Below are 21,063 nucleotides of genomic sequence, written 5' to 3' on the forward strand. Positions count from 1 at the left end.
CCCGTGCTGGACATCATTGGCTCTCCGCCGGCACGAAACGGCCGCCGTCGAAACGGTAGGCTCGATAAGGATTTTGCGTCAGGTCACCTTTTTCGTCAAAGCGGATCGGTCCGATCGCCGTGGCGAAGTCATGCGCGGTCAGCACGTTGGCCAGTCTCTCGCCGGAGCTTTGCGTCAATGCCGAAGCCGACTTGGCGATCTCGACCGCGGCATAGGCGGGCAGGGTGTAACCTTCCGGCACGATGTTTTGCCCGGCAAAGCTCTGCAGCACCTTGGGGTCGGCGACATCGGCCCATTCGGGCGGCGCGATCATCAGCGTGCCGATGGCATAAGGCACATCGCCGAGCGGCGCGCGCAACGCTTCGCCGCCCGCAAACACCATGCCGGTATTTAGCTGGCCAGCATCCCGGCCCATAATGGCGACATCATCGCCGTCGCCGCCGGCAAAGACATGCGTTGCGCCGGCTTTCTTAAGTCGGCCGATCAGGCCGATCTGGTTGTCGAGCTGCGGCCGGAACGTGTCGACGAACACCGGCTTCAGGGCCGCTTGCTCGGCGGCTGCCCGAAACGTCTCGGCCATTTCGCGGCCATAGATCGTGCCGTCGTCGACGATGGCGAACAGCTCGGTCTGCCATAGGCGGGTGAGGATGGCAGCGACGGCATTGCGCTCGTCGTCGCCGCGCGGCCCGAGACGATAGATCGGCCATCCCGTCTTGGCGCGCCGGTCGGTCAGGCTTTCCGTGCGAACGCCGACTGTGATCACCGGTATGCCGGCATCCTTGAGGATCGGCAGAGCCGCCTCGATTGCGTCGGTGCACAAAAACCCGATGACGACGTTGACCTTGGCCGCGGCGAACTCCCGCGCGGCGGCGGCGCCACCATCGGCCGTGCAGGCGTCATCGATCGTCGTGATTTCGGCGTCGTTCGCTTCAGCCGCCATTGTCGCGCCTGCCTCGATCTGTTTGCCGAGGATCGCCGACGGCCCCGACAGCGGTGCCGCGACGCCGACCAGCAGCCTCTCGGCGCTCGCACCCCCGGCGACCGAGAGCCAGGCCAGCACCGCTATTGTGGTTGTCCAAGGTCGCATGCGAGCGAAGAATTCCTCCGCGCCGGTCGCGTGTTCTGCCGGCGCCAATGCCGTCAAGACCTAAAGGCTGGCCAGCTTTGGCGCAACACGGGAATCCAGGATATACGTCAAGCACTTCGCTTGTGGGCTGCAATATCCCCCCATATATAACGGTTGGTTCTGACTAGTGGAAAATCATCGGTGCTGAAGAAGAATGACATCGGGCCGCAGGCCTACCGCGACGCGATGGCCCATTTTGCCGGTCATGTGCATGTAGTCACCACCGATGGCCCCGCCGGCAGGCGCGGCGCGACGGTGATCGCGGCCTGCTCGGTGTCGGACACGCCGCCAACCATCCTGGTCTGCCTCAATCGCGAAAATCCCAAGAATGAGCCGTTCGTGGAAAACGGCAAATTTGCCCTGAACACGCTGGCTTCGGATCAGGAGCCGCTGTCGATCGGCTTTTCCGGCATGACCGGCCTGCCGGTCGAGGAGCGTTTCGCGTTGGCCGAATGGGATGTGATCTCGACCGGTGCGCCGACGCTGAAGGGCGCGCTCGCTGTCTTCGACTGCGAACTGATCGACTCCAAGGATCTGGCGACCCACCGTGTGCTTTTTGGCAAGGTTACAGGTTTGCGTATGGGCGATAACTTGCGGCCGCTGATCTATCACAACCGCGGCTACCACGCTTTGTAGAGGCTTTCAGGTGGCCGCGCCCGCGGAGACAGAATGACCGAGTGGAAAACCGCGTCCGGCGCCGCGGATGATCGACGAGACGCTCGATCTGTTGACCCGTGCGGATTATGTGGCGGACCGGTCGCTGGCAACCGTGCTGTTTTTATGGGTTCGGTCGACCCGCGCCGATGGATCGAGGCTGGCGTGAAGCGCGTCGCGTAACCACATGTCTCCCAAGGAGGAATCATGGAACGCAGTATCTATCTCGATGAGGCTCGCGACCCGCTGATCATCGCGGAGGGCTGGATGAAGGACGGCAAGGATGTCGCCATTGCCACCGTGGTCGAGACCTGGGGCTCCGCGCCGCGCCCGGTCGGCAGCCACCTGGTCATCGACGCCGAAGGCAATTTCCACGGCTCCGTCTCGGGCGGCTGCGTCGAAGGCGCCGTAGTCACCGAGGCGGTCGAGGTTATCGACAGCGGCAAGGCCAAAATGCTCGAATTCGGCGTCGCAGACGAGACCGCCTGGCAAGTCGGCCTGTCATGCGGCGGCCGCATCAAGGTCTATGTAGAAAGATTGGGTTGATCTCGAATGGATCCCTATGCGCTGAAGACACTCAACGCCGAACGCCGCGCCCGCCGCGCGGCAATCCTGGTCACCGATCTCGGCGACGGCCGCGACCGTGTCGTGCGCGAGGGAGACCGGGTAGCCGGTGAACTCGGGGCGGCCGTCGCCAAGGCATTTCGCACGGGCAATTCCGGTTCGGTCGAAGCTGAGGGGCGCACGTTCTTCCTCAACGCACATCTGCCGCAGCCGCGCCTGGTGGTGATCGGCGCCGTCCACATCAGCCAGGCGCTGGCACCGATGGCTAGGATCGCCGGCTATCCTGTCGAGATCATCGATCCGCGCACGGCCTTTGCCACGCCCGATCGTTTTCCCGATATCGCGCTGCATGCCGAATGGCCAGAGGATGTGCTGACGCGTCAGCCGCTCGATAACTATACGGCGCTGGCTGCTCTCACCCATGATCCGAAGATCGACGATTTCGCGTTGAAGGCGGCGCTCGACGCCGGCTGCTTTTATGTCGGCGCGCTCGGCAGCCGCAAGACCCACGCCAAACGTGTGGAACGCCTGCTGGTTTCGGGGGCGACAGCCGACCAGATCGCCCGCATTCATGCCCCGATCGGCCTCGACATTGGGGCTGCCAGCCCGGCCGAGATCGCCGTCGCGGTGTTGGCGCAAGCGATCCACGCCTTTCGCTCCCGCGGCCTCGAATCCAAAGGCGCAGTCGCGTGAAATTTGGTCCCGTTGCGATCGATGCGGCCGAAGGGGCAGTGCTTGCGCACGCCACTACAGCCGGAGGGCGCCGCTTCCGCAAGGCGCACCGGTTAAGCGCCGGGGATGTGTCCCTGTTGAAGGCCGCTGGCATTTCCGAGGTCGTCGCGGCGGTGTTGGCGCCCGATGATCTCAGCGAGGACGTCGCCGCTGAAAAGATCGCCGCATGTATGATCCATCGCAACATCGAGGCGAAGCCTGCCGCGACAGGTAGGGTCAACCTGCACGCGCAGGCTGCCGGCATGTTCACCGTCGACGCGGCGATGATCGACGCCATCAACGCCGTCGATCCGACGATCACCATCGCCACACTCGCGCAGCATGCGCCGGTCGAAAAAGGTCAGATGGTGGCAACGGTGAAGATCATTCCGTTTGCGGTCGCCTCCGCTTTGGTCGATGCGGTGGCAAGGATCTGCGCGAGCGGCGAGATCTTTGCGGTCAACGCCTATCAGCCGGTGCGCGTCGGCGTCATCCAGACGGTGCTGCCCGGCATCAAACCCAGCGTGCTCGACAAGACGCTGCGCGTCACCGAAGCACGCCTGGCGCGTTCGGGAGGCAGGCTGACGGCGGAGCGTCGAACGCCGCATGAAATTATCCCCGTCGCCGAGGCTGCGGCCTCGCTGATCCGCGACAACGATATGGTGGTGATCTTCGGCGCTTCGGCGATGGCCGATTTCGGCGACGTCGTTCCTGCTGCGATCGAAAGGGCGGGCGGCACTGTCATCCGCGCCGGTATGCCGGTCGATCCCGGCAATCTGCTGGTGCTCGGCACACTCGGCGGCAAGCGCATCATCGGTGCGCCGGGCTGCGCCCGCAGTCCCAACGAGAACGGCTTCGACTGGGTGCTCGACCGGCTGATAGCCGGTCTCGACGTGACCGCCAGGGATATTGCCGGCATGGGTGTCGGCGGGCTGTTGATGGAAATTCCGACGCGGCCGCAACCGCGCGAGCCGTTGCCGGCCAAAGCCGAACCAAAGGTCGAGATTGTGCTTCTGGCCGCCGGCCGCTCCAGCCGCATGGGCGGGCCGAACAAGCTCTTGGCACTGTTCGATGGCAAGCCGCTGGTCCGCCGCACTGCCGAACGCGCGGTCGGTTCGAAAGCCGCGGCCACCATCGTCGTCACCGGCCACCAGAGCGAGCGCGTGCGCAGTGCACTGTCTGGCCTCGATGTGACCTTCGCCGACAATCCGGATTTCGCCGAGGGTCTGTCTTCGTCGCTAAAGGCCGGCATCGCCAAGATTTCCGGCGACGCCGCCGGCGCCATGATTGTCCTCGGCGATATGCCCGGCGTCGCCTCGGCCGACCTCGACAGGCTGATCGAGGCGTTCCGCAGGTCAGAAGGCCGATCGGTGGTGCGGGCCTCGCACGCTGGGCGGCGCGGCAATCCGGTGCTGCTGCCGCGTCCGCTGTTTGCCGCGATCGCTCACCTCCAAGGCGATACCGGCGCCCGCCATCTGGTCGAAGCCGAAGGGCTCGACGTCATCGATGTCGAGATCGGCGAAGGGGCAGCGGTCGATGTCGACACGCGCGAGGCGCTGGAAGGCGCCGGCGGCGTGCTGCAGGATTGACAAACCGAAGCCGAAAAACGCATGGCTGAGGGATGGCCTTTTGTTCCTGCTTCCGGTTCCGCTTGACCCCCTCGGGCCTCCCGGCCCTGCTGATGGCGATTCTTTTGCAGCTCTTTTGTGTCGCCTATGCCAACGCTCTCGAACTCAAACCCTTCAAGGACGATCTGTTCGCCTATCCGGTCACCCTCTCGTCCGAGAGCAACGGCGCCTATACGGTCGTCGATTATCGTGAGCTGCGCGACATCAACGCTCGTGACGAAGTGCCTGAGCGTCGTGTGCACGCGCAATACACCGAAACCGGCGTGCGCAAGGTGCAGCAGGATCTCTTGCTGAAGACCGACGCCGGCGATGTCCGCCACATTGCCGTCGGCAAGACCGGGGGCGCCAGCATCATCGTGCTTTATCTGCACGGGCAGGGCGGCAGCCGTAAGCAGGGCACCGACGACTTCACCTTCGGCGGTAATTTCAACCGCATCAAGAACCTGATGGCGGGCAATGGCGGTCTCTATCTATCGCCGGACTTTTCCGATTTCGGCGACACAGGTGCCGCCCAGATCGCCGCGCTGATCGACCACTATGCCGAACAATCGCCGAGCGCAAAAATCTTCGTCGCCTGCGGCTCGATGGGCGGCTCATTATGCTGGAAGCTGGCCGCCCGCAATGATACCGGCCGGCGCATCGATGGGCTGCTGCTGCTCGGCTCGCTATGGGACGAGAGTTTCTTCTCAAGCCCCGCCTTCAAGCGTCGTGTGCCGGTCTTCTTCGGCCAAGGCAGCAAGGATCCGGTGTTTCCAATCGAGAAACAGGAAGCCTTCTTCCGCTCCATCCTGGCCAAATCAAAGAGCTATCCCACACGCTTCGTCCGCTTCGAGACCGGCACGCACGGCACGCCCATCCGCATGACCGACTGGCGCGGCACGCTCAACTGGATGTTGTCGAAGGCCCCTTAAGGCGCGGTATTGTAGTCGACGACCGTCTGCGGATTTTCCTCTCCGTCATAAGACGCGTCGACGTCGTACTGGACCAGGGAAAAATCGCCGTTGCGAAACAGATAGGTCCCCGACGAAGAGGCATCGCCGATGCCACGCCATTTGTTGAAGGTGGTGATCGTCTTGGTCTCTTCGTCGTAATCGGAATTGGTTGCCCAGCCGGAGGTCTGGAAGCCAACTATGGTCATGCCCAGCAATTTGCCGTCGCTGTCATTGTTCTCGTAGCGGATGTCCATTTCAGGTTCGGCGAACTGCAATTGTCTTACGCCAAGCACGTCGTCGCTCATGTAATAGATCGAGTTTTCGTTGTAGGCCGCGGCCGAGCAGGCGAAATGGAAAAGCCGCGTTTCGCTTTCGGGATCGCTGGCAGCGGCATCCTTGTCCTTATAGTGGATCGAGAAAGTGTCTGGCTTCTGCGCCAAAAGATCCTTGTCGCACTGGTCGCCATAAGTCGCGGCAAACGCCTTGTTGGCCTGCTCAAGCGCTGCGTCCTTCTTCGGCGGCGGCGGTCCTTCGCCGCAGCTTGCCGGCACGGCATCCTCGAAATCGGCCTTTGAGGGTTTTAGCGCACCCTTGTCGATGAAGATCGAGCGAAATGGCGGTTCCTGGATCGAGGCGTTGATCTGGCGCAGCGTATAGCAGCCGGCAAAGACATTCTCGCTGCCGTCCTTGGCCGTCGCCCGGATGGCGACCGGAACGCTGTAGTAGATGCTGCCGGCAGCCCCGTCTTCGGATACGCCACCGGTTTTGACTTCGACCGTGTCCGTGCCGTCATAGCCTTTGACGAAGGAATTGAAATCCTTGGCCGGCTTGGTGTCACCGAAATAGTCCCAGGCGCGCGCGAATTCGTGCCGGCTGATGGCACTATAAAGCGACCGGATCACCGCTTCGGCATTCGACCTGTCGTCGATATAAGGCGCGTCTGCGGCGAGCGCCGATTGGCCGGCAACGACAAGAGAGATAAAGGCGGTCGCTGCAAAAAGGGCGCGTCTCATCGGGAACCTCCACTCGATAAAAAATCCTATCATATCGATTGCGGCGACGTGGTGACGCTTGAACAATCGCCTGCGAAAGCGCTACCTCTCGCCATAGGCAGTAGGGCCGCGTGGAGATTTCTTGTGACCATATCAATGTATGAAGCATCCGTGCCGGTATTTTCGGCGAGGCTGAAGTCACTAGCCAATGTGCTGAACATTGCCGAGCAAAATGCGGCTGATCGCAAGATCGATCCGCAGGTGTATCTGACGGCGAGGCTGGCGCCGGACATGTTTGCGCTGACCAGGCAGGTACAGATTGCCACCGATCACGCCAAGGGCGCGCCGTCGCGGCTTGCCGGGCGTGAGGTGCCAAAATACGAGGATAATGAGACGAGCTTCGTTGATCTGCAGGCCCGCCTTACCAAGACGCTCGACTATCTCGCGACATTTTCGGCGGCCGAATTCGATGGTTCAGATGACAGGATGGTCGAACTGCGGCTTGCGGGGCGCGAGGTTTCGATGCCGGGAATGCAGTATCTGCTGCATGCCGCCATGCCCAATTTCTACTTCCACCTGACCACCGCCTACGACATCCTGCGCCACAACGGCGTGCCATTGGGCAAGTCGATCTTCCTCGGATTGCGTTGAGATCAGCTCGTGAGATATCCCGCTGCGGCGGGATTCTCACGGCGCGCTGTTTAGCGTACGGACATTTCCCGAGCGATGCGCGGGAAATCGGCCGGCTTGACGCCGATATCGGCGCGATCGGCATTGCTCATCGAATGGAGCAGCGCCAGTGCCGCACGATAACGCAGTTGTTCCCGCGGACGCGGACGGGCGAACATTTCAGTGAAGAATCCCATGATTAAAGCCCCTTATTGAACCTCCACGGCCGTCAATATAGGCAGATCATGACAATTGTGCAGTGCAGCATTCGCATGGCAGCCATGCTGCCCTGATCTTTTTTGACATAATTCGGCTGTTCCGGCGAAACTTCGGCGGTGCTTCGACCGTAGGTCTCAGTCCCGGCACTTGGCCGGTTTTTCCTCGCCATTCCTGGCGAACTTCCGGACTGCATTCACATGCAGTCCGGCCTTTTTTGTTAGCCGCAGCGAAAAATTCCGTTCGCCGGCATCCTGGGAAAGTCGCCTGACCTGCCGTCGGTGGGCTTGGAAGCGGGCGGCGCTTTCCTGTATGCTATTGCTTCCTCCTCGCGCAGCCGCGCAAAATTCCCGCCGGAGAAACTCCATGCACAAACGCCGTCTCGGCCAGACCGATCTTTTCGTGTCGCAAATCTGCCTCGGATCTATGACTTGGGGCCAGCAGAACACCGAGGCGGACGGTCACGCCCAGATGGATCTGGCGTTTGCTCGCGGCGTCAATTTCATCGACACCGCCGAACTCTATCCGATCCCACCCAAGGCGGAGACACAAGGCCGTACCGAGACAATCATTGGCAATTGGATGAAGGAGAAGCGCAATCGGGACCAAGTGATCATCGCCTCGAAGGTAGTTGGTCGCACCGCCAACACTTGGTTTCGCGGCGACCGCCCGTCTAAACTGGTGCGCGCCGATATCTTCGACGCTATTGATAAGTCACTCGCCAGGCTCAACACCGATTACATCGACCTATATCAGATCCATTGGCCGGAACGCGACGTGCCGTGGGGCGCCAATCCAAACCGCATCGGCACCTTGCCGCGACGCTCCGATGCCGCCGGTGTGCCGGAAGGCGAGACGCCGATCGCCGAGACGCTTGCCGTATTTGATGAACTGGTGAAGGCCGGCAAGATCCGCCATTTCGGCCTGTCGAACGAGAATTCCTGGGGCGTCATGCGTTTCATTGCCGAAGCCGACAAGGGCCTCGGCCCGCGCGTCGCGTCGCTGCAGAACGCCTATAATTTCGTCAATCGCACCTTCGAGGTGAACCTTGCCGAAGTCTGCGAGCGCGAGCAGGTGTCGCTGCTTGCCTATTCACCGCTGGCGCAAGGCTATTTGACCGGCAAATACGATCATGGCGCCCGGCCGCAGGGCTCGCGCTCGCAGTTGTTCAACCGCGGCCAGCGCTATGAGACTCCGAATGCTGCCGAGGTGCAGCTCGAATACAACCGGCTGGCGCGCACCTTCGGCATGGAGCCGGCGCTGTTTGCCAATGCCTATGTCTCGAACCGGCCCTTGGTCACCTCGAACATCATCGGCGCCACCACCATTTCGCAACTCGAAATGGCGCTCTCTTCCGCCGACGTGGTCTGGACCGAGGACATGCAGAAAGCCGTTGATGCGATCCACCAGCGCGTCGGCAATCCGTGCCCTTGATGCGTCGGGCGTGGTTGTCCGATCGTCATAAGGAGAGGGGAACAGCCATGGGCTTCCGGATCGACGCGGCGCGCGCGAAATTTCCGGCTTTGTCGCTGACCGACAAGGGCCGCCGGCGCATCTATCTCGACAATCCTGCCGGCACGCAGGTGCCGCAGTCGGTGGCGGACGCGGTGTCACGCTGCCTGCTGACCACCAATGCCAACCTCGGCGGCTTCTTCGAGACCACCATTGCGGCACAGGACATTGTCGACGAGGCCCATCTGGCGATGGCGGATTTTCTCGGCGCTGCGAGCCCGCAGGAAATTGTCATCGGTGCCAACATGACGACATTGAGCTACCACATGTCGCGAACGCTCGGCCGCACGATGAAGCCCGGGGACGAGATCATCCTCACCCGCATGGACCATGAGGGGAACGTCTCACCCTGGCTGCAACTGGCTGAAGATCTTGGCCTTGTCGTGCGCTGGCTGCCTTTCGACCAGCAGAGCTGGCAGATCGAGGAGGCGGCGCTGGCCGCGCTGCTTTCAGAGAGGACGCGGCTCGTCGCGCTCAACTACGCCAGCAATCTCACCGGGTCGATCAACAGGGTGAAGACGTTGACCGGCATCGCCAGGCAGGCTGGTGCGCTGGTCTACGTCGATGCCGTTCAGTTCGCGCCGCATGGCCTGATCGACGTCCAAAAGCTCGGCTGCGATTTCCTGATCTGCTCGGCTTACAAGTTCTTCGGCCCGCATATGGGAATTTTGTGGGGCAGGCTGGACGTTATCGATGCGCTTAAGCCGTATAAATGCCGTTGCTCGTCCAATGCCTTGCCGGAGCGCTTCGAGCTCGGCACGCCGCAAATTGAATTGATGGCCGGCCTGTCGGCGGCTGTCGATTATTTTGCCGAGTTGGGAGCGGCAGCTGGCGCGCAAGGGTCGCGTCGGCGGAAAATCGCCAAGGCCTTCGAAGTCTCAATCGCTTACGAGAACCCGCTGACGCAACAGTTGATCGACGGTCTGTCGGATATTGCCGGCCTGACCATCCACGGCATCACCGATCCGAAGCGGATCAATGAGCGTGTGCCGACGGTGTCGTTCACTGTCGAAGGCATAGTGCCGGAGACGATCGTGCGGCAGATGAATGCGGAAAACATCTTCCTGTGGTCCGGCCACAACTACGCCTGGGAGATCGTCCACCAGCTCGGCATTCCGGCCGAGCAGGGCGTGGTGCGCATCGGCATCGCTCATTACAACACTGCAGCCGAGATCGACGAGACGCTGGAGAGCGTGCACCGCGTTGTCGCCATGCTGAGGCAGGAGCGATCCTGAGCGGGCCACGCCGACGGATCATCGCTTGTGGGCGCCGCCAAAACCGGTGAGGAAGGCGGTGAGATTGTCGCCGAGCTCATCGCAGAGATAACCGCCTTCCTGGACGATGACCGTTGGCAGGCCGAGCCGGGCGATCGCCTCTCCAATGCGCGAAAAACCAGGCGTGCTCACCGACAGCCCGCCGAACGGATCACCTTCGAAGGCGTCTAGGCCCAGCGCGACCACAAGCGCATCGGGCGAGAAGGCGTCGATGCGCTGGAACGCTGCCGCCAGTGCTTCGAGGAAAGCCGCATCGCCGGATTTGCGCGGCAGCGGCAGGTTGAGATTGTAGCCGAGGCCGGCGCCTTCGCCGCGCTCGTCCGCATAGCCCCAGAAAAACGGATAGAACCGCACCGGGTCGGCATGCAGCGACACGGTGAGCACGTCCGGCCGGGCATAGAAGATGCCTTGCGTCCCGTTGCCGTGATGCAGGTCGACATCGAGGATCGCCACCCGCGCTGCCTGCTTGCGTAGAGCCTGTGCGGCGACCGCCGAATTGTTGATGAAGCAGAAGCCGCCGGCGACGTCGGCAAAGGCGTGATGGCCGGGCGGCCGGCATAGCGCGTAGGCGGCCGGCGCTCCCAACATCACCGCCTCGGCGGTTTCAACCGCGCTCCAGGCGCTCCAAAGCGCGCTCTGCCACGTCTCGCCGGAGATCGGGCAGGCTGTGTCGGCCATGTGGTAGCCGGCTTGGCCGACCGCCGAGGCCGGATAGGAGCCGTTCCGCGCGATCGGGTGGATGTTGGGGATGACCTCGGCCGAGGCGCCCTCGATGCGCTGCCAGCGCGCGAAGATATGGTGAAGGAAATCGAGATATTCCGGCGTATGTACCGCGGCAATCGGGCCGAGTCCGTGATCCCGCGGCCGTTCGATCGTGCAGCCGGCAGCCCTTGCGCCGGCCAACAATCGCTCGACCCGTTCCGGCTTTTCCGGATTGGGCTGCGGCGCGCCGCTGGAGAGGAATGCCTTCGGGTCGTGGCGCTTCTGTTCTTCGGCATAGAAGGCTTTCATGTTAGCTCCTCCGGTGCATCGGCGAAGGCGAAAAAGGCGTCGCCGACGATCTTCTGCACCTGCTCGTAGCTGGACCAGGCAATGCCCAACCGTTCGTAAAAAGCCTTGGCGGTCTCGTTGTCGGTATCGACGGACAGCTTGAGATAGCCGCCGCCGTCCTTCCGGCATTGCGCCGCGACCCGGCGCAGCAGGCGCTCGCCGATCCTGCGGCCGCGAAAACGGTCCGCGACATAGAGATCCTGCACATAGACACCGGGCCGGCCCATCCATGTCGAGAAGATTGGAAAATGCAGGCAAAGCCCGGCAAACTCGCCGCCGACCTCGGCAATCAGGGTCGAGAAGGCAGGCTTCTCGCCAAAGCCATAGGTGCGGAGATCCCGAGCTGTCGAGGTGATCTCCTGATGTGCGCCGACATGCGCGCCGAGCCGTAGGAGCGCGGCGTGGATGGTTTCGACGTCCTCCACCCGGCCGGGCCGGATGACAATGTCTCTTGACGGTGGGTTGGTCACGGCCGCATCTCAGAACGCCACGCGGTCGCCGCCCTTGAGCGCCAGCATCTGCCGCGCCTCGGCCGGCGTCGCGACGTCCAGCGACAATCCGTCGAGCACGCTGCGGATGCGGCGCACCTGGTCGGCATTGGACTTGGCGAGTTGGCGCCCGTCGTAGAGGCTGTCCTCCAGCCCGACGCGGACATTGCCGCCCATCGCCGCCGCAATCGAGATCATCGGCATCTGGTGGCGTCCTGCGGCCAGCACCGAAAATTGGTAGCTGTCGCCGAACAGTTTGTCGGCGATGCGCTTCATGTGGATCAGGTTTTCTGGATCGGCGCCGATGCCGCCAAGGATGCCCAAAACAAACTGGATGAACAAAGGTCCAGACACCAGCCGACGATCGCGAAAATGCGCCAGCGAATAGAGATGGCCGACATCGTAGCACTCGAATTCGAAGCGCGTGCCGCAACCGCGCCCGAGCTTCTCGAGCACCGTCTCCATGTCGGCAAAGGTGTTTTTGAAGATCGTGTCGCGGGTGGCCTCGAGCAGTTTCGGCTCCCATTCGTGCTGCCATTCCCGCGGCCGCTCGAGCATCGGGAACAGCGCAAAGTTCATCGAACCCATATTGAGCGAACACATTTCCGGCTCTGCCCTGAGCGGCGCGGCCAGCCGCTGGTCGAGCGTCATCAGCGACGATCCGCCGGTGGTGATGTTGATCACCGCATCGGTCGCCTGCTTGATGCGCGGCAGGAACTGCATGAACACCTCGGGGTCGGCGGTCGGCCGCCCATCCTTAGGGTCGCGGGCATGAAGATGCAGGATCGAAGCGCCGGCCTCGGCGGCGGCGATTGCGTCTGCGGCGATCTGGTCCGGCGTCACTGGCAGATGCGGCGACATCGACGGGGTGTGCACCGACCCGGTGACGGCGCAGGTGATGATGACTTTGCGCGGTGCCATGGTTCGTTCCTCAGCCTTCGACCGGCAGGTCGAGCTCGCCGGCCAGCACCTCGAGCGCGTCACCGATGATGGATATGATCTCGCCGATCTGCGCGGCGGTGACGATCATCGGCGGCGCGACCATGAAATTGTCGCCGTCGACACCGCCCTTGACCTTGCGTCCGTAGATGATCAGGCCGCGCTCATAGGCGAGGTCGAGCAGGCGCTGAGTGGCCTTTTTCGCCGGCTCGATCGGCCTCAGCGTGTCCGGATCGGCGACCATTTCGGCACCGGTGAGCAGGCCCTTGCCGCGGACGTCGGCGATGAACGGAAACCGCTTCGCCAATCCCTTCAGCTCGGCCATCAATAGCTCGCCCATGACAGCCGCGTTCGCGATCAGGCCGAGACGGTCCATCTCGCCGAGCACGGCGAGCCCGGCGGCGCAGGCGAGCGGATTGCCGGCATAGGTATGGCCGTGCTGGAAGCCGCCCGACGCGAGCAATGGCTGCACCAGCCGCATCGGTGCCGCCAGCGCACCGAGCGGGGCATAGCCCGAGCCCAGCCCCTTCGACAGCGCGACGATGTCTGGCTTGCAGTTCCAGTGGTCGCCGCCAAGGAATTTTCCGGTGCGGCCGGCACCGCTCATCACTTCGTCATGGATGAGCAGGATGCCGTAGCGATTGCAGATCTCGCGGATGCGCGGATAATAGCTGTCGGGCGCCACCAATGCAGCTGTGGCAGCGCCGCCGACCGGCTCCATAATGAAGGCGAGCACGCTCTGCGGTCCCTCGGCGAGGATCTTTTCCTCCAGCATGTCGGCGTAGCGGGTGCCGCGCTGTTCCATCGAAAGATTGTCGCGGTCGCGCCAGGCGGCAGGCGCCGGCACCGTCGGCATGACCGGCATCATCGGCGCAAAAGTTTCGGCCAGCGCATCGTCGCCGGTGACGGCGAGCGCGCCGAGCGTGCCGCCATGATAGGACGGAAAGCGCGTGATCACCTTCCAGCGGCTGGGCTGGCCGATGGCGACTGCCCATTGCCGCGCCAGCTTGACGCAGGATTCCGTTGCCTCCGAGCCACCGGAGACGAAAAAGATGCGGTCCAGGCCCTCGGGGAGTTTGGCCGCCAGTTGCCGCGCGAGCTCCTCTGCCGGTTCGTTCTCGAAATGCAGGCGGTAGGCGAAGGTGGCGCGGTCCATCTGCCGTTTCATCGCGTCGAGCACGTTGCGATTGGAGTGGCCGATATTGGCGACCATCGGGCCGCTCGATCCGTCGATGAAGCGGCGGCCATCCTGCGTCCACATGTAGATGCCTTCGGCGCGGTCGATCAGCGGCCGGCGCAGGCTGGACAGATAAAACAGATGCGAGGCTTCGCGGGCTTCCGGGGCAGGGGACTTCAGCATGTCATGACTTTCCGAGATAGCGGTCGAGGACATTTCTGGTAACACGCTCGACCATCGCATCCTGCCTTAGCAGGCCGGCAACCCATTCGCAGCTTCCGGCGTGAAACACCTCCCCTTTGCCGCGCGGGAAGTTGACGATCATGCCGTTGCCGCGTTTGACCTTGTCCAGATTGGCGTCGCTCGCCTCGCCGAACAGCGTTTCGGCGGTGAAGCGACCATCCTCGTCGCCGAGGAACTGGTCCTCGAACGGAATGTCGGCGCTTTCCTCGACCTGGGCAGCCATGCCGACCGCGAGCACCTGCAGGCCGTCCGGTGCGCCGCTGTCGGGCGTGGGGTAGGGCAGGCCGCCGCGGATCTCGAAATCGAGCCCATCGACCTCATAGCCATAGACATGGCTGTCGGTGCCGAGCAGGTCGCCATAGTAGATGCCGGTACCGGCAAAGGCCCAATGCTCCGGCCGGTAGACCGGAAAGCCGCGCACACCGCGCGGCGCGCAGCCGCCCCAGCCGGCATAGACGCCTCTTGTCGCGTTGAGGCCGAAGGTCGCCGCACCCGGCCGGCCGATTTCCGGCGCTTCCCAGGAATTGGTGGCGCGCCTTATATCGCCGCCGCGATAGGCCGGGTCCTCGGCGCGGGCGCGGTATTTGTAGCAGACCTGCCGGCGGCCTTCGTCCTCCAGCCTGGTCTGCCACATGAAGTTGCCGGCAAATCGCGCCGCATGACCGCCGCGCTCGACATAGGTGTCGACCGCATCGCGCATTTCCCAGGTCCAATATTCGTCGTGGCCGACGAAGACGACGCAGTCATAGCCGTCGAGAATGTCGGGCGAAAAATGCAGGTCGTGCTGGCTGGCGAGATCGACGGCGTAGCCGGAACGCTCAGCGAAGCGGAAGAAATGGCTGTCGTAGCTTGCCCAGCCGGCTGAGGCGTATTTCTTCGAATGGCCGGTGGCAAAGGCCCATTCCATGTGCGGGTAGCGCGGCACGGTTTTCGGCGGCACCGCGACTTCGAGCGGCACGCGCGGCGCATCCTTGGGCAGCACGACGAAGCCGCGGCACCAAGGCCGCTGCGTCGACACCATTCGTGCATACTGGTCGCGGGCCGGCCCGGTGATGCCTTCGTAATGGTTGGAACCGCCCCATGTGTTGTAGGCGAGCCAGGTGCCGGTGGCCGCGACCTGCAGCACGCGGCCGGGTTTCTTGCCGGGCTGCGGCGAGACGATGAAAAGGTGATGACAGCGGATCGGCTTGCCGTCGCGACCGTCCGCTTCAAGCGTGACGCGATAGGCGCCGGATGGCCAGTCGTCGCCGATGCGAAACTCGAACGACGCCTGCCAGCCGCAGCCTTCGACCGAACATTGATCCGGCATATCTTGCCAGCGCGCCGCAATCCCGGTCCTTTCGAACATTGTCGTTTCCGCGCCGCCGTCGCGGATGATCGCGATGCCGAAACCGGCGGCCGTCGAACTGACATGCAGCGCCACCATCTCGCCGGGGCGATAGGAAAAACGGTCGCTGTAGCACCAGATTTCGCCGCGCCCGCCATCCATACCGGGCCATTCCCAGTAATGGCTGCGCACCGCCTGGCGTCGCTGCTCCGGCGTCAGTCCGAAATCGGGAAACTCGGTCGGCAGATGGTTCATGGACACCGCTAAGTTCGAAGGCCGCCATTTCGGCTATCCGCCGGCCAAGCGTCAATTGGAAACGATCGGGCCAGCCATTGCCGGGCTGCTCCCTTGGCCTTGCCGGCCAAACAGACTATCTCACAAAGGGCGGCCTTGTCCGCACGGGAGCCGATATGCTGAGAGTGCAAAAGGTCAGGGTCGACGACATCTACGTGCCGACCGCGCGCAAGAAGACGCTGCATCCTGAAACCGTCCGCCATCTGGCCGAGGACATTCTGGAAAACGGCATGAAGATGCCGATCCAGGTGCGCCATGACGGCAAGCGCCACGTCTTGGTCGAAGGCCTGCATCGGCTGGAAGCGGCCAAATGGCTCGGCGAGACCGAGATCGACGCCTATCTGGTGCAAGCCAAGCGCCACTGAAGCCACTCGGTTCCGTCGCTCGAATCTCCGGTCCCGCGGATTTTTTCGCGGGCCGTGTCGGCTTGCGTCTTGTCGGTTCGTCCTAGACACGAAAGCCAAACCGACGTGTGAGGAACGCCATGACCACCAAGCTCGACATCGCCCCCAACTCCGACCGCGAGCTGGTTCTCGCCCGCATCATCGATGCGCCGCGCGAGAACGTCTATCGCTGCTGGACCGAGCCGAAGCTGCTGACGCAATGGTTCTCGCCGAAGCCGTGGACGACGCCGCGCGCCGAAATGGATGTGCGGACCGGTGGCTCCACCCTTGTCGTCATGGCCGATCCCGACGGCAAGGAGTTCCCGAATCCAGGCATCTTCCTCGAAGTCGTACCAGGCAAAAGGCTCGTCTTCACCGATGCCTATGCCAGGGCGTGGGAGCCGTCCGAAAAGCCGTTCATGACGGTCGTGCTGACCTTCGACGACGAGGGCGAGGGCAAGACCCGCTACATCGCCCGGGTTGCGCATTGGTCGGTGGCCGACCGCGAACAGCACGAGAAAATGGGTTTTCACGACGGCTGGGGCCAGTGCGCCGAACAGCTCGAGGAGGTCGCCAAGCTACTTTGATGCACAAGCGACTTTGATGCAAACGAGAGAGGGAGACTGATATGTCCAGATCGATATTTATTGCCATTTTCGCCTCGGCCGCCGCGCTCTTTGCCGCGCCGGGCGCCATCAACGCAGAGGAGGCCAAGCCCGCCATGACGACCGCAACCGCAACACTGCCGAAGCCGCAAAAGTCCGGCCTGCTGCCGATCAACGGCCTGAACTATTATTACGCCGTCTATGGCAAGGGCGAGCCACTGCTTCTGCTGCATGGCGGTCTCGGCACAACCGACATGTTCGCGCCGATCCTGCCGAAGCTTACCGAAAACCGCACCGTCATCGGGGTCGACCTGCAGGGCCATGGCCGCACCGCACTCGGCGACCGGCCGCTCAGCCTGGAGGCGATGGGCGACGACATGGCGGCGATCGTCAAGGCGCTCGGCTACGACAAGGTCGACGTCATGGGTTATTCGCTGGGTGGGGGCGTCGCCTTCCGCATGGCCGTGCAGCATCCCGACGTGGTGCGCCGGCTCGTCCTGGTCTCGACCGGCTACGCCGCGGACGGCTTCTATGCCGAGATGCGTGGCCAGCAGGCACAAGTCGGCGCAGCGATGGCCGACATGATGAAGGACACGCCGATGTACAAATCCTACGTCGCGGTCGCGCCGCATCCGAAGGATTTTCCGAAACTGCTCGACCAGCTCGGCGCCTATATGCGCAAGGACTACGATTATTCTGCCGACGTGCCGAAGCTGAAAATGCCGGTCATGCTGGTGTTCGGCGACAGCGACATGTACCGGCCCGAGCACGAGATCAAGTTTTACCAGATGCTTGGCGGCGGGTTGAAGGACGCCGGCTGGATGCGCGAGAACCTGTCGCAAAACCGCCTGGCGATCCTGCCGAACCGCACCCACTATGACGTGTTCTTCGCGCCGGAACTGACAGCTGCCACGCTGCCGTTCCTCAATGGCGAGACCAAGGTCAAGACTTGGGATGAGGTCGTCAACGAAACGAACTGACGCTCAGTCAATTGTCTGCCGGCCGTCTCCCGCGAGATGGCCGGCATTTCGTTGATGAGGCCTTGGCGCGGCGCATCCAGCCGATCGCCCATCGGCCGGATCACAGCTTTAGATAACGCCATCAAAGCTTTTCAATTGACGGTGCCACGCCTATCGATAGGTATCGCCTATCCTCGCAGGGAAGGGACATGGGCGATGGCAAGATATCAGGGCGGGTGTTTGTGCGGTGCGGTGCGCTACCATGCCGAGGCGACACCGATCAATGAGCGCGTCTGCCATTGCCGGCTCTGCCAGAAGGCACTGGGTGCCGCCTTCAACGCGCGCGTGCTGTTCCGCATCGACGATGTGACGGTCGACGGACCGGTGGCGACGGTGAATTCCTCGCCCGATCTCAAGCGTGGCTTTTGCCCGCGTTGCGGCACGACGATGTTTTCCCGGCGCGATTCCGCCGGCATCATCGGCATCACGACCGGCTCGCTCGATGATCCTTCGGTGTTCAGGCCTGAGATGCACATCTGGACCGCCTCGAAGCAGCCCTGGGTCCAGATCGACGACGGCCTGCCGCAATATGAAGGCGCGCCACCTCCGGCTTGAGGTGAAGTCTGGATAAAATTTAATCCAAAGCGACACGAGATAGCCGGCAAAGCGTCATTGGCGGGCCATCATTGCTGCCTATCTATTGCGTGCGGGCGGCAGTCGAGGAGGCGACGGAATGAACGACAGCATCAACACCCTGGACGAGCTCTTGAGTGATCCGATGATCAAGCTGGTGATGGAGCGCGACCGCGTGCAGCCGGCAGAACTTCGCACGCTGCTCGAGGAAAAGGTCCGCCGGGCGGACGATGATGTGGCGGTCAACGATCGTTTTGTACCGCCGGCCCACCTTATGGCCACGACCTGCCACAAGCTGTGGCTTTGCGGCTAGGGTCTTGAAGCGGTCAGCCGGAATTTGCCGGCAAATAGCTGTAATGGCTGCGGAAATAAGCGAGCCTGAAGCCGAGGCGCGCATAGTTGCGATACGCCGGCCCGTCGCGTTCGCACTGCGGCGCCTCGATGTCGGCCACGAACAGTTTTGCACCGGCCGCAAGTCCGTCGCGCACCATCGCTTCGCCGAGCATTGCATCGAGGTCGAAGCTCGGCGCCATGATGCCGGGCACCGGCGCGTCGATGCCGCTCCAGGCCATGCCGTCGACACCGATGACCATCGAGCGCACCGCCGCCATCGCGCCGTCCCGCCGCAGCATATAATGATGCCAGCCGCGTCGGCCGGCCAGCGCTAGCAACCATGGTGAGGTCGGCAACCGATATTGGCTGTCGATGAACCCAGCCCATTCCCTTGCCGTTGCCGACGTCACCCGCTCGACCGAGACATCCTTCGACGGGAAAAGCGGCTCCGTTGGCAATGGCGTGGCGTCGCGAAAGATGCGTTCCCAACCGCCCTGACGCTGCAGGCCGCGTGCCTCGAGCCAGCAGCTGAGCGTCGCGGGCTCGGTATGCGGATTGGTGTAGAACCAGGGCCGCAGAATACCGGCCTCGCGATAATGCGCCAGAAGCGCGTCGAGCCGGCTCTCGGTGGCAGCGCTATCGACACCGAGATTCTTGACGCAGTTGAAATGGATGAACGGGATCGTCGTGCAGGTGGTCCAGACGAGATCGCCATCTTCGGCGATGGCAAGGCCTTGCCTTGCGGCAAAGTCTGCCGGGGCGGCGCGATAGAGATCGAGCCAGGCATTGACCTCGGCGCGTTCGATAACGCGGCTGAGATCGCGCGATATTTCGTCGATCCCGATGGCGGGCGAGCGTGGCTCGGGCGGGGCTACGGGCTGCAATTCTGACAGGGCGGCGGGCTGCATGACTTCCTCCCAAGTATGGCCTTACACCGTAAGATTAGTGGAGACTAATCTCATGCCGTGAGTTGTCAAGCGGGATTGCGAGGCAGCCACGTGGTCGAGCGTTGGGGGATGGCGGACCCCCGTCCCGGCGAACCTCCCGATGCAAACCCCCTAACAATTCGATTCAAACTTTGTTGGTAGTTTCTTGTTAGGAATCCAGCTTGGTTTGTCCGGCGGCGTTGTCCTGCCTTCGGTCTGTTGTGTTTTGCGTACAGGTCCAGATGCGGTTATCAGGCGTCGTCATCTTTTCGATCGCAGCGCTGTGCCTTGCCGGCTGCACGTCGACCTCCGGCGTGGATGCGCTGCAAGTGCCGTCCGGCGAGACCACCAGCTCGGTTGTGCGGCCACCCGCGCCGGTGGCATCCGTGGCGAAGACTGATGCTGCGCCCGCTTTTGCCGAACAGGAGCAGGACGAACAGCCGGTCGCGATGAACGTGCCCGATCAGGACGTCGAACCGCCGGCCGAGGTCATCGCGCTGATGTCGCCGCCGAAGCGGCTGACACGCGCAGCACCGGCGATGCTTGCCGAGCCGGTCACGCGCTATGGTTTTCGCGACGCCAAGCCGATCAATTTCGGTAAGTCCTCCTCGCCGAGGCGCCTTGCCGTCCATGGCGTCGACGTTTCGCGCTGGCAGGGCAATGTGAATTGGCAAAAGCTGCGCGCTCAGGGCGCCAACTTCGCCTACATCAAGGCGACCGACGGCGGCGATCATATCGACCCGATGTTTACCAGGAACTGGCGCAATGCCGACGCCGCCGGCTTGAAGCGCGGCGCCTATCACTTCTTCTACTGGTGCCGCACCGCCGGCGAGCAGGCCGACTGGTTCATCCGCAACGTGCCGAGGGTCGAGGGCGCGCTGCCGCCGGTGATCGACGTCGAGTGGAACGGCGAATCCAGCTGCAAGCGCCGCCCTTCGCGGCAAAAGGTGCTGGAAAAGATCCAGGTGTTCATGGACAAGCTCGAGCGCCACTACGGCCAGCGGCCGATCATCTACACCGCGCCCGACTTCTACCGCGACAATCTGCGCGGCGCATTCCCGGATTATCCATTCTGGGTGCGCGCCGTGGCCGCCCACCCGTCAAAGGTCTATCCCGGCCGCAAATGGCTGTTCTGGCAATATTCCGGCTCCGGCCTGTCGCACGGGGTGAGGGGCCGCATCGACCTCAACGTGTTCCACGGCGATGAGCGGGCATGGCGCGACTGGGTTGGCGGCCGGCAGATGGTAGCGGAGGCGGAGTAGCGGCAGCTCTTGCCTTCTCCCCTTGTGGGCCTGTTGCGTAATTCGCTGATTGTGATTCTCTGAGACGAAGCTCGGAGGGAATCGCGATGGCAGTGAAGCAGATGGGCCAGTTGAGCTTGGCGGAGGCTTTTCTGGGCGGCAAGTTGGCTGGCGGTTCTTCACCGCT

General features: G+C 63.0%; 23 protein-coding genes and 1 pseudogene. 15 read left to right on the forward strand and 9 right to left on the reverse strand.

The window, feature by feature from the left end; all coding sequences use genetic code 11:
* Positions 1 to 13 precede the first annotated feature (13 nt).
* A complete protein-coding gene (locus NKH98_RS16340; RefSeq protein WP_352477374.1) occupies positions 14 to 1,087 on the reverse strand; it encodes a branched-chain amino acid ABC transporter substrate-binding protein in 1,074 nt (357 codons plus the stop codon).
* A 180-nt stretch (positions 1,088 to 1,267) separates the two neighbouring features.
* On the opposite strand from NKH98_RS16340, the gene NKH98_RS16345 reads away from it, so the two are divergent.
* The 6 genes and pseudogenes from NKH98_RS16345 to NKH98_RS16370 all read left to right on the forward strand — a co-directional run bounded on the left by NKH98_RS16345 (position 1,268) and on the right by NKH98_RS16370 (position 5,594).
* A complete protein-coding gene (locus tag NKH98_RS16345) occupies positions 1,268 to 1,762 on the forward strand; it encodes a flavin reductase (protein ID WP_254817660.1) in 495 nt (164 codons plus the stop codon).
* A 67-nt stretch (positions 1,763 to 1,829) separates the two neighbouring features.
* Positions 1,830 to 1,925 (forward strand): annotated as a pseudogene (locus tag NKH98_RS16350) (AAA family ATPase); the annotation flags it as partial.
* Between the two features lie 62 nt (positions 1,926 to 1,987).
* Positions 1,988 to 2,326 carry an XdhC family protein gene (locus NKH98_RS16355; protein WP_352899768.1) on the forward strand — a complete coding sequence of 113 codons (339 nt, stop codon included), beginning with the start codon at positions 1,988 to 1,990 and terminating at the stop codon, positions 2,324 to 2,326.
* A gap of 6 nt (positions 2,327 to 2,332) precedes the next feature.
* A complete protein-coding gene (locus tag NKH98_RS16360; RefSeq protein ID WP_352899770.1) occupies positions 2,333 to 3,037 on the forward strand; it encodes an XdhC family protein in 705 nt (234 codons plus the stop codon).
* A complete protein-coding gene (locus NKH98_RS16365) occupies positions 3,034 to 4,644 on the forward strand; it encodes an NTP transferase domain-containing protein (RefSeq protein ID WP_352899772.1) in 1,611 nt (536 codons plus the stop codon). Before NKH98_RS16360 ends, NKH98_RS16365 begins: the two co-directional genes overlap by 4 nt.
* Before the next feature lie 92 nt (positions 4,645 to 4,736).
* A complete protein-coding gene (locus NKH98_RS16370; protein WP_352506411.1) occupies positions 4,737 to 5,594 on the forward strand; it encodes an alpha/beta hydrolase family protein in 858 nt (285 codons plus the stop codon).
* On the opposite strand, the gene NKH98_RS16375 is transcribed toward NKH98_RS16370, so the two are convergent.
* Positions 5,591 to 6,628 (reverse strand): DUF1176 domain-containing protein, encoded by a 1,038-nt coding sequence (locus tag NKH98_RS16375; RefSeq protein ID WP_352899775.1) that lies wholly within the window; start codon positions 6,626 to 6,628, stop codon positions 5,591 to 5,593. The two genes, NKH98_RS16370 and NKH98_RS16375, sit on opposite strands and share 4 nt — an antisense overlap.
* A 123-nt stretch (positions 6,629 to 6,751) precedes the next feature.
* Between NKH98_RS16375 and NKH98_RS16380 the strand changes: the two genes are divergently transcribed.
* Positions 6,752 to 7,258, forward strand: a complete 507-nt coding sequence (locus tag NKH98_RS16380) for a DUF1993 domain-containing protein (RefSeq protein ID WP_254817666.1) — start codon at positions 6,752 to 6,754, stop codon at positions 7,256 to 7,258.
* A 50-nt stretch (positions 7,259 to 7,308) separates the two neighbouring features.
* Here the strand turns inward: NKH98_RS16380 and NKH98_RS16385 are convergent, their stop codons facing one another.
* A complete protein-coding gene (locus tag NKH98_RS16385; RefSeq protein WP_352506409.1) occupies positions 7,309 to 7,473 on the reverse strand; it encodes a hypothetical protein in 165 nt (54 codons plus the stop codon).
* A gap of 385 nt (positions 7,474 to 7,858) precedes the next feature.
* Here NKH98_RS16385 and NKH98_RS16390 point away from each other — a divergent pair, with 385 nt between their 5' ends.
* Both NKH98_RS16390 and NKH98_RS16395 read left to right on the forward strand, forming a co-directional pair.
* Entirely contained in the window at positions 7,859 to 8,926 is a 1,068-nt protein-coding gene (locus tag NKH98_RS16390) for an aldo/keto reductase (protein WP_352649184.1), read from the forward strand.
* 47 nt (positions 8,927 to 8,973) lie between these two features.
* Positions 8,974 to 10,239 carry a cysteine desulfurase-like protein gene (locus NKH98_RS16395; protein ID WP_352899778.1) on the forward strand — a complete coding sequence of 422 codons (1,266 nt, stop codon included), beginning with the start codon at positions 8,974 to 8,976 and terminating at the stop codon, positions 10,237 to 10,239.
* An 18-nt stretch (positions 10,240 to 10,257) separates the two neighbouring features.
* On the opposite strand, the gene NKH98_RS16400 is transcribed toward NKH98_RS16395, so the two are convergent.
* From NKH98_RS16400 to NKH98_RS16420, 5 genes are read right to left on the reverse strand one after another with little or no spacing between them, the layout of a single operon-like run.
* Entirely contained in the window at positions 10,258 to 11,289 is a 1,032-nt protein-coding gene (locus NKH98_RS16400) for a histone deacetylase family protein (RefSeq protein WP_352899780.1), read from the reverse strand.
* Positions 11,286 to 11,798: a GNAT family N-acetyltransferase gene (locus NKH98_RS16405; RefSeq protein ID WP_352899781.1), complete on the reverse strand. Its 513-nt coding sequence runs from the start codon at positions 11,796 to 11,798 to the stop codon at positions 11,286 to 11,288. The genes NKH98_RS16400 and NKH98_RS16405 overlap by 4 nt, the downstream gene beginning before the upstream one ends.
* 9 nt (positions 11,799 to 11,807) lie before the next feature.
* Entirely contained in the window at positions 11,808 to 12,737 is a 930-nt protein-coding gene (gene kce, locus NKH98_RS16410; protein WP_352702985.1) for a 3,5-dioxohexanoate:acetyl-CoA acetone transferase, read from the reverse strand.
* Between the two features lie 10 nt (positions 12,738 to 12,747).
* Positions 12,748 to 14,115: an aminotransferase family protein gene (locus NKH98_RS16415; protein WP_352899784.1), complete on the reverse strand. Its 1,368-nt coding sequence runs from the start codon at positions 14,113 to 14,115 to the stop codon at positions 12,748 to 12,750.
* Between the two features lies 1 nt (position 14,116).
* Positions 14,117 to 15,757, reverse strand: coding sequence for a N,N-dimethylformamidase beta subunit family domain-containing protein (locus NKH98_RS16420; protein ID WP_352899787.1), 1,641 nt, complete (start codon positions 15,755 to 15,757; stop codon positions 14,117 to 14,119).
* Positions 15,758 to 15,912: 155 nt separating this feature from the next.
* Between NKH98_RS16420 and NKH98_RS16425 the strand changes: the two genes are divergently transcribed.
* From NKH98_RS16425 to NKH98_RS16445, 5 genes are all read left to right on the forward strand, one after another.
* Positions 15,913 to 16,161: a ParB N-terminal domain-containing protein gene (locus NKH98_RS16425; RefSeq protein WP_254817674.1), complete on the forward strand. Its 249-nt coding sequence runs from the start codon at positions 15,913 to 15,915 to the stop codon at positions 16,159 to 16,161.
* Positions 16,162 to 16,280: 119 nt separating this feature from the next.
* Entirely contained in the window at positions 16,281 to 16,766 is a 486-nt protein-coding gene (locus NKH98_RS16430; RefSeq protein ID WP_352702979.1) for an SRPBCC family protein, read from the forward strand.
* Between the two features lie 41 nt (positions 16,767 to 16,807).
* Complete coding sequence (locus NKH98_RS16435) at positions 16,808 to 17,764, forward strand: alpha/beta fold hydrolase (protein WP_352702977.1); 957 nt, start codon at positions 16,808 to 16,810, stop codon at positions 17,762 to 17,764.
* Between the two features lie 195 nt (positions 17,765 to 17,959).
* Positions 17,960 to 18,358: a GFA family protein gene (locus tag NKH98_RS16440; protein WP_254817677.1), complete on the forward strand. Its 399-nt coding sequence runs from the start codon at positions 17,960 to 17,962 to the stop codon at positions 18,356 to 18,358.
* Between the two features lie 118 nt (positions 18,359 to 18,476).
* Positions 18,477 to 18,689 carry a hypothetical protein gene (locus NKH98_RS16445; protein ID WP_023717422.1) on the forward strand — a complete coding sequence of 71 codons (213 nt, stop codon included), beginning with the start codon at positions 18,477 to 18,479 and terminating at the stop codon, positions 18,687 to 18,689.
* A 13-nt stretch (positions 18,690 to 18,702) separates the two neighbouring features.
* Here NKH98_RS16445 and NKH98_RS16450 read toward each other — a convergent pair whose 3' ends face one another.
* The gene (locus tag NKH98_RS16450; RefSeq protein WP_352899792.1) at positions 18,703 to 19,617 is read right to left on the reverse strand and encodes a hypothetical protein; all 915 of its coding nucleotides are present in this window, start codon (positions 19,615 to 19,617) and stop codon (positions 18,703 to 18,705) included.
* Positions 19,618 to 19,877: 260 nt separating this feature from the next.
* On the opposite strand from NKH98_RS16450, the gene NKH98_RS16455 reads away from it, so the two are divergent.
* On the forward strand, positions 19,878 to 20,897 hold the full coding sequence (locus NKH98_RS16455) for a GH25 family lysozyme (protein ID WP_352899795.1): 1,020 nt from the start codon (positions 19,878 to 19,880) through the stop codon (positions 20,895 to 20,897).
* Positions 20,898 to 21,063: the final 166 nt, after the last annotated feature.

This window comes from Mesorhizobium sp. M0833, from assembly GCF_040319905.1.
Taxonomy (GTDB): Bacteria; Pseudomonadota; Alphaproteobacteria; order Rhizobiales; family Rhizobiaceae; genus Mesorhizobium.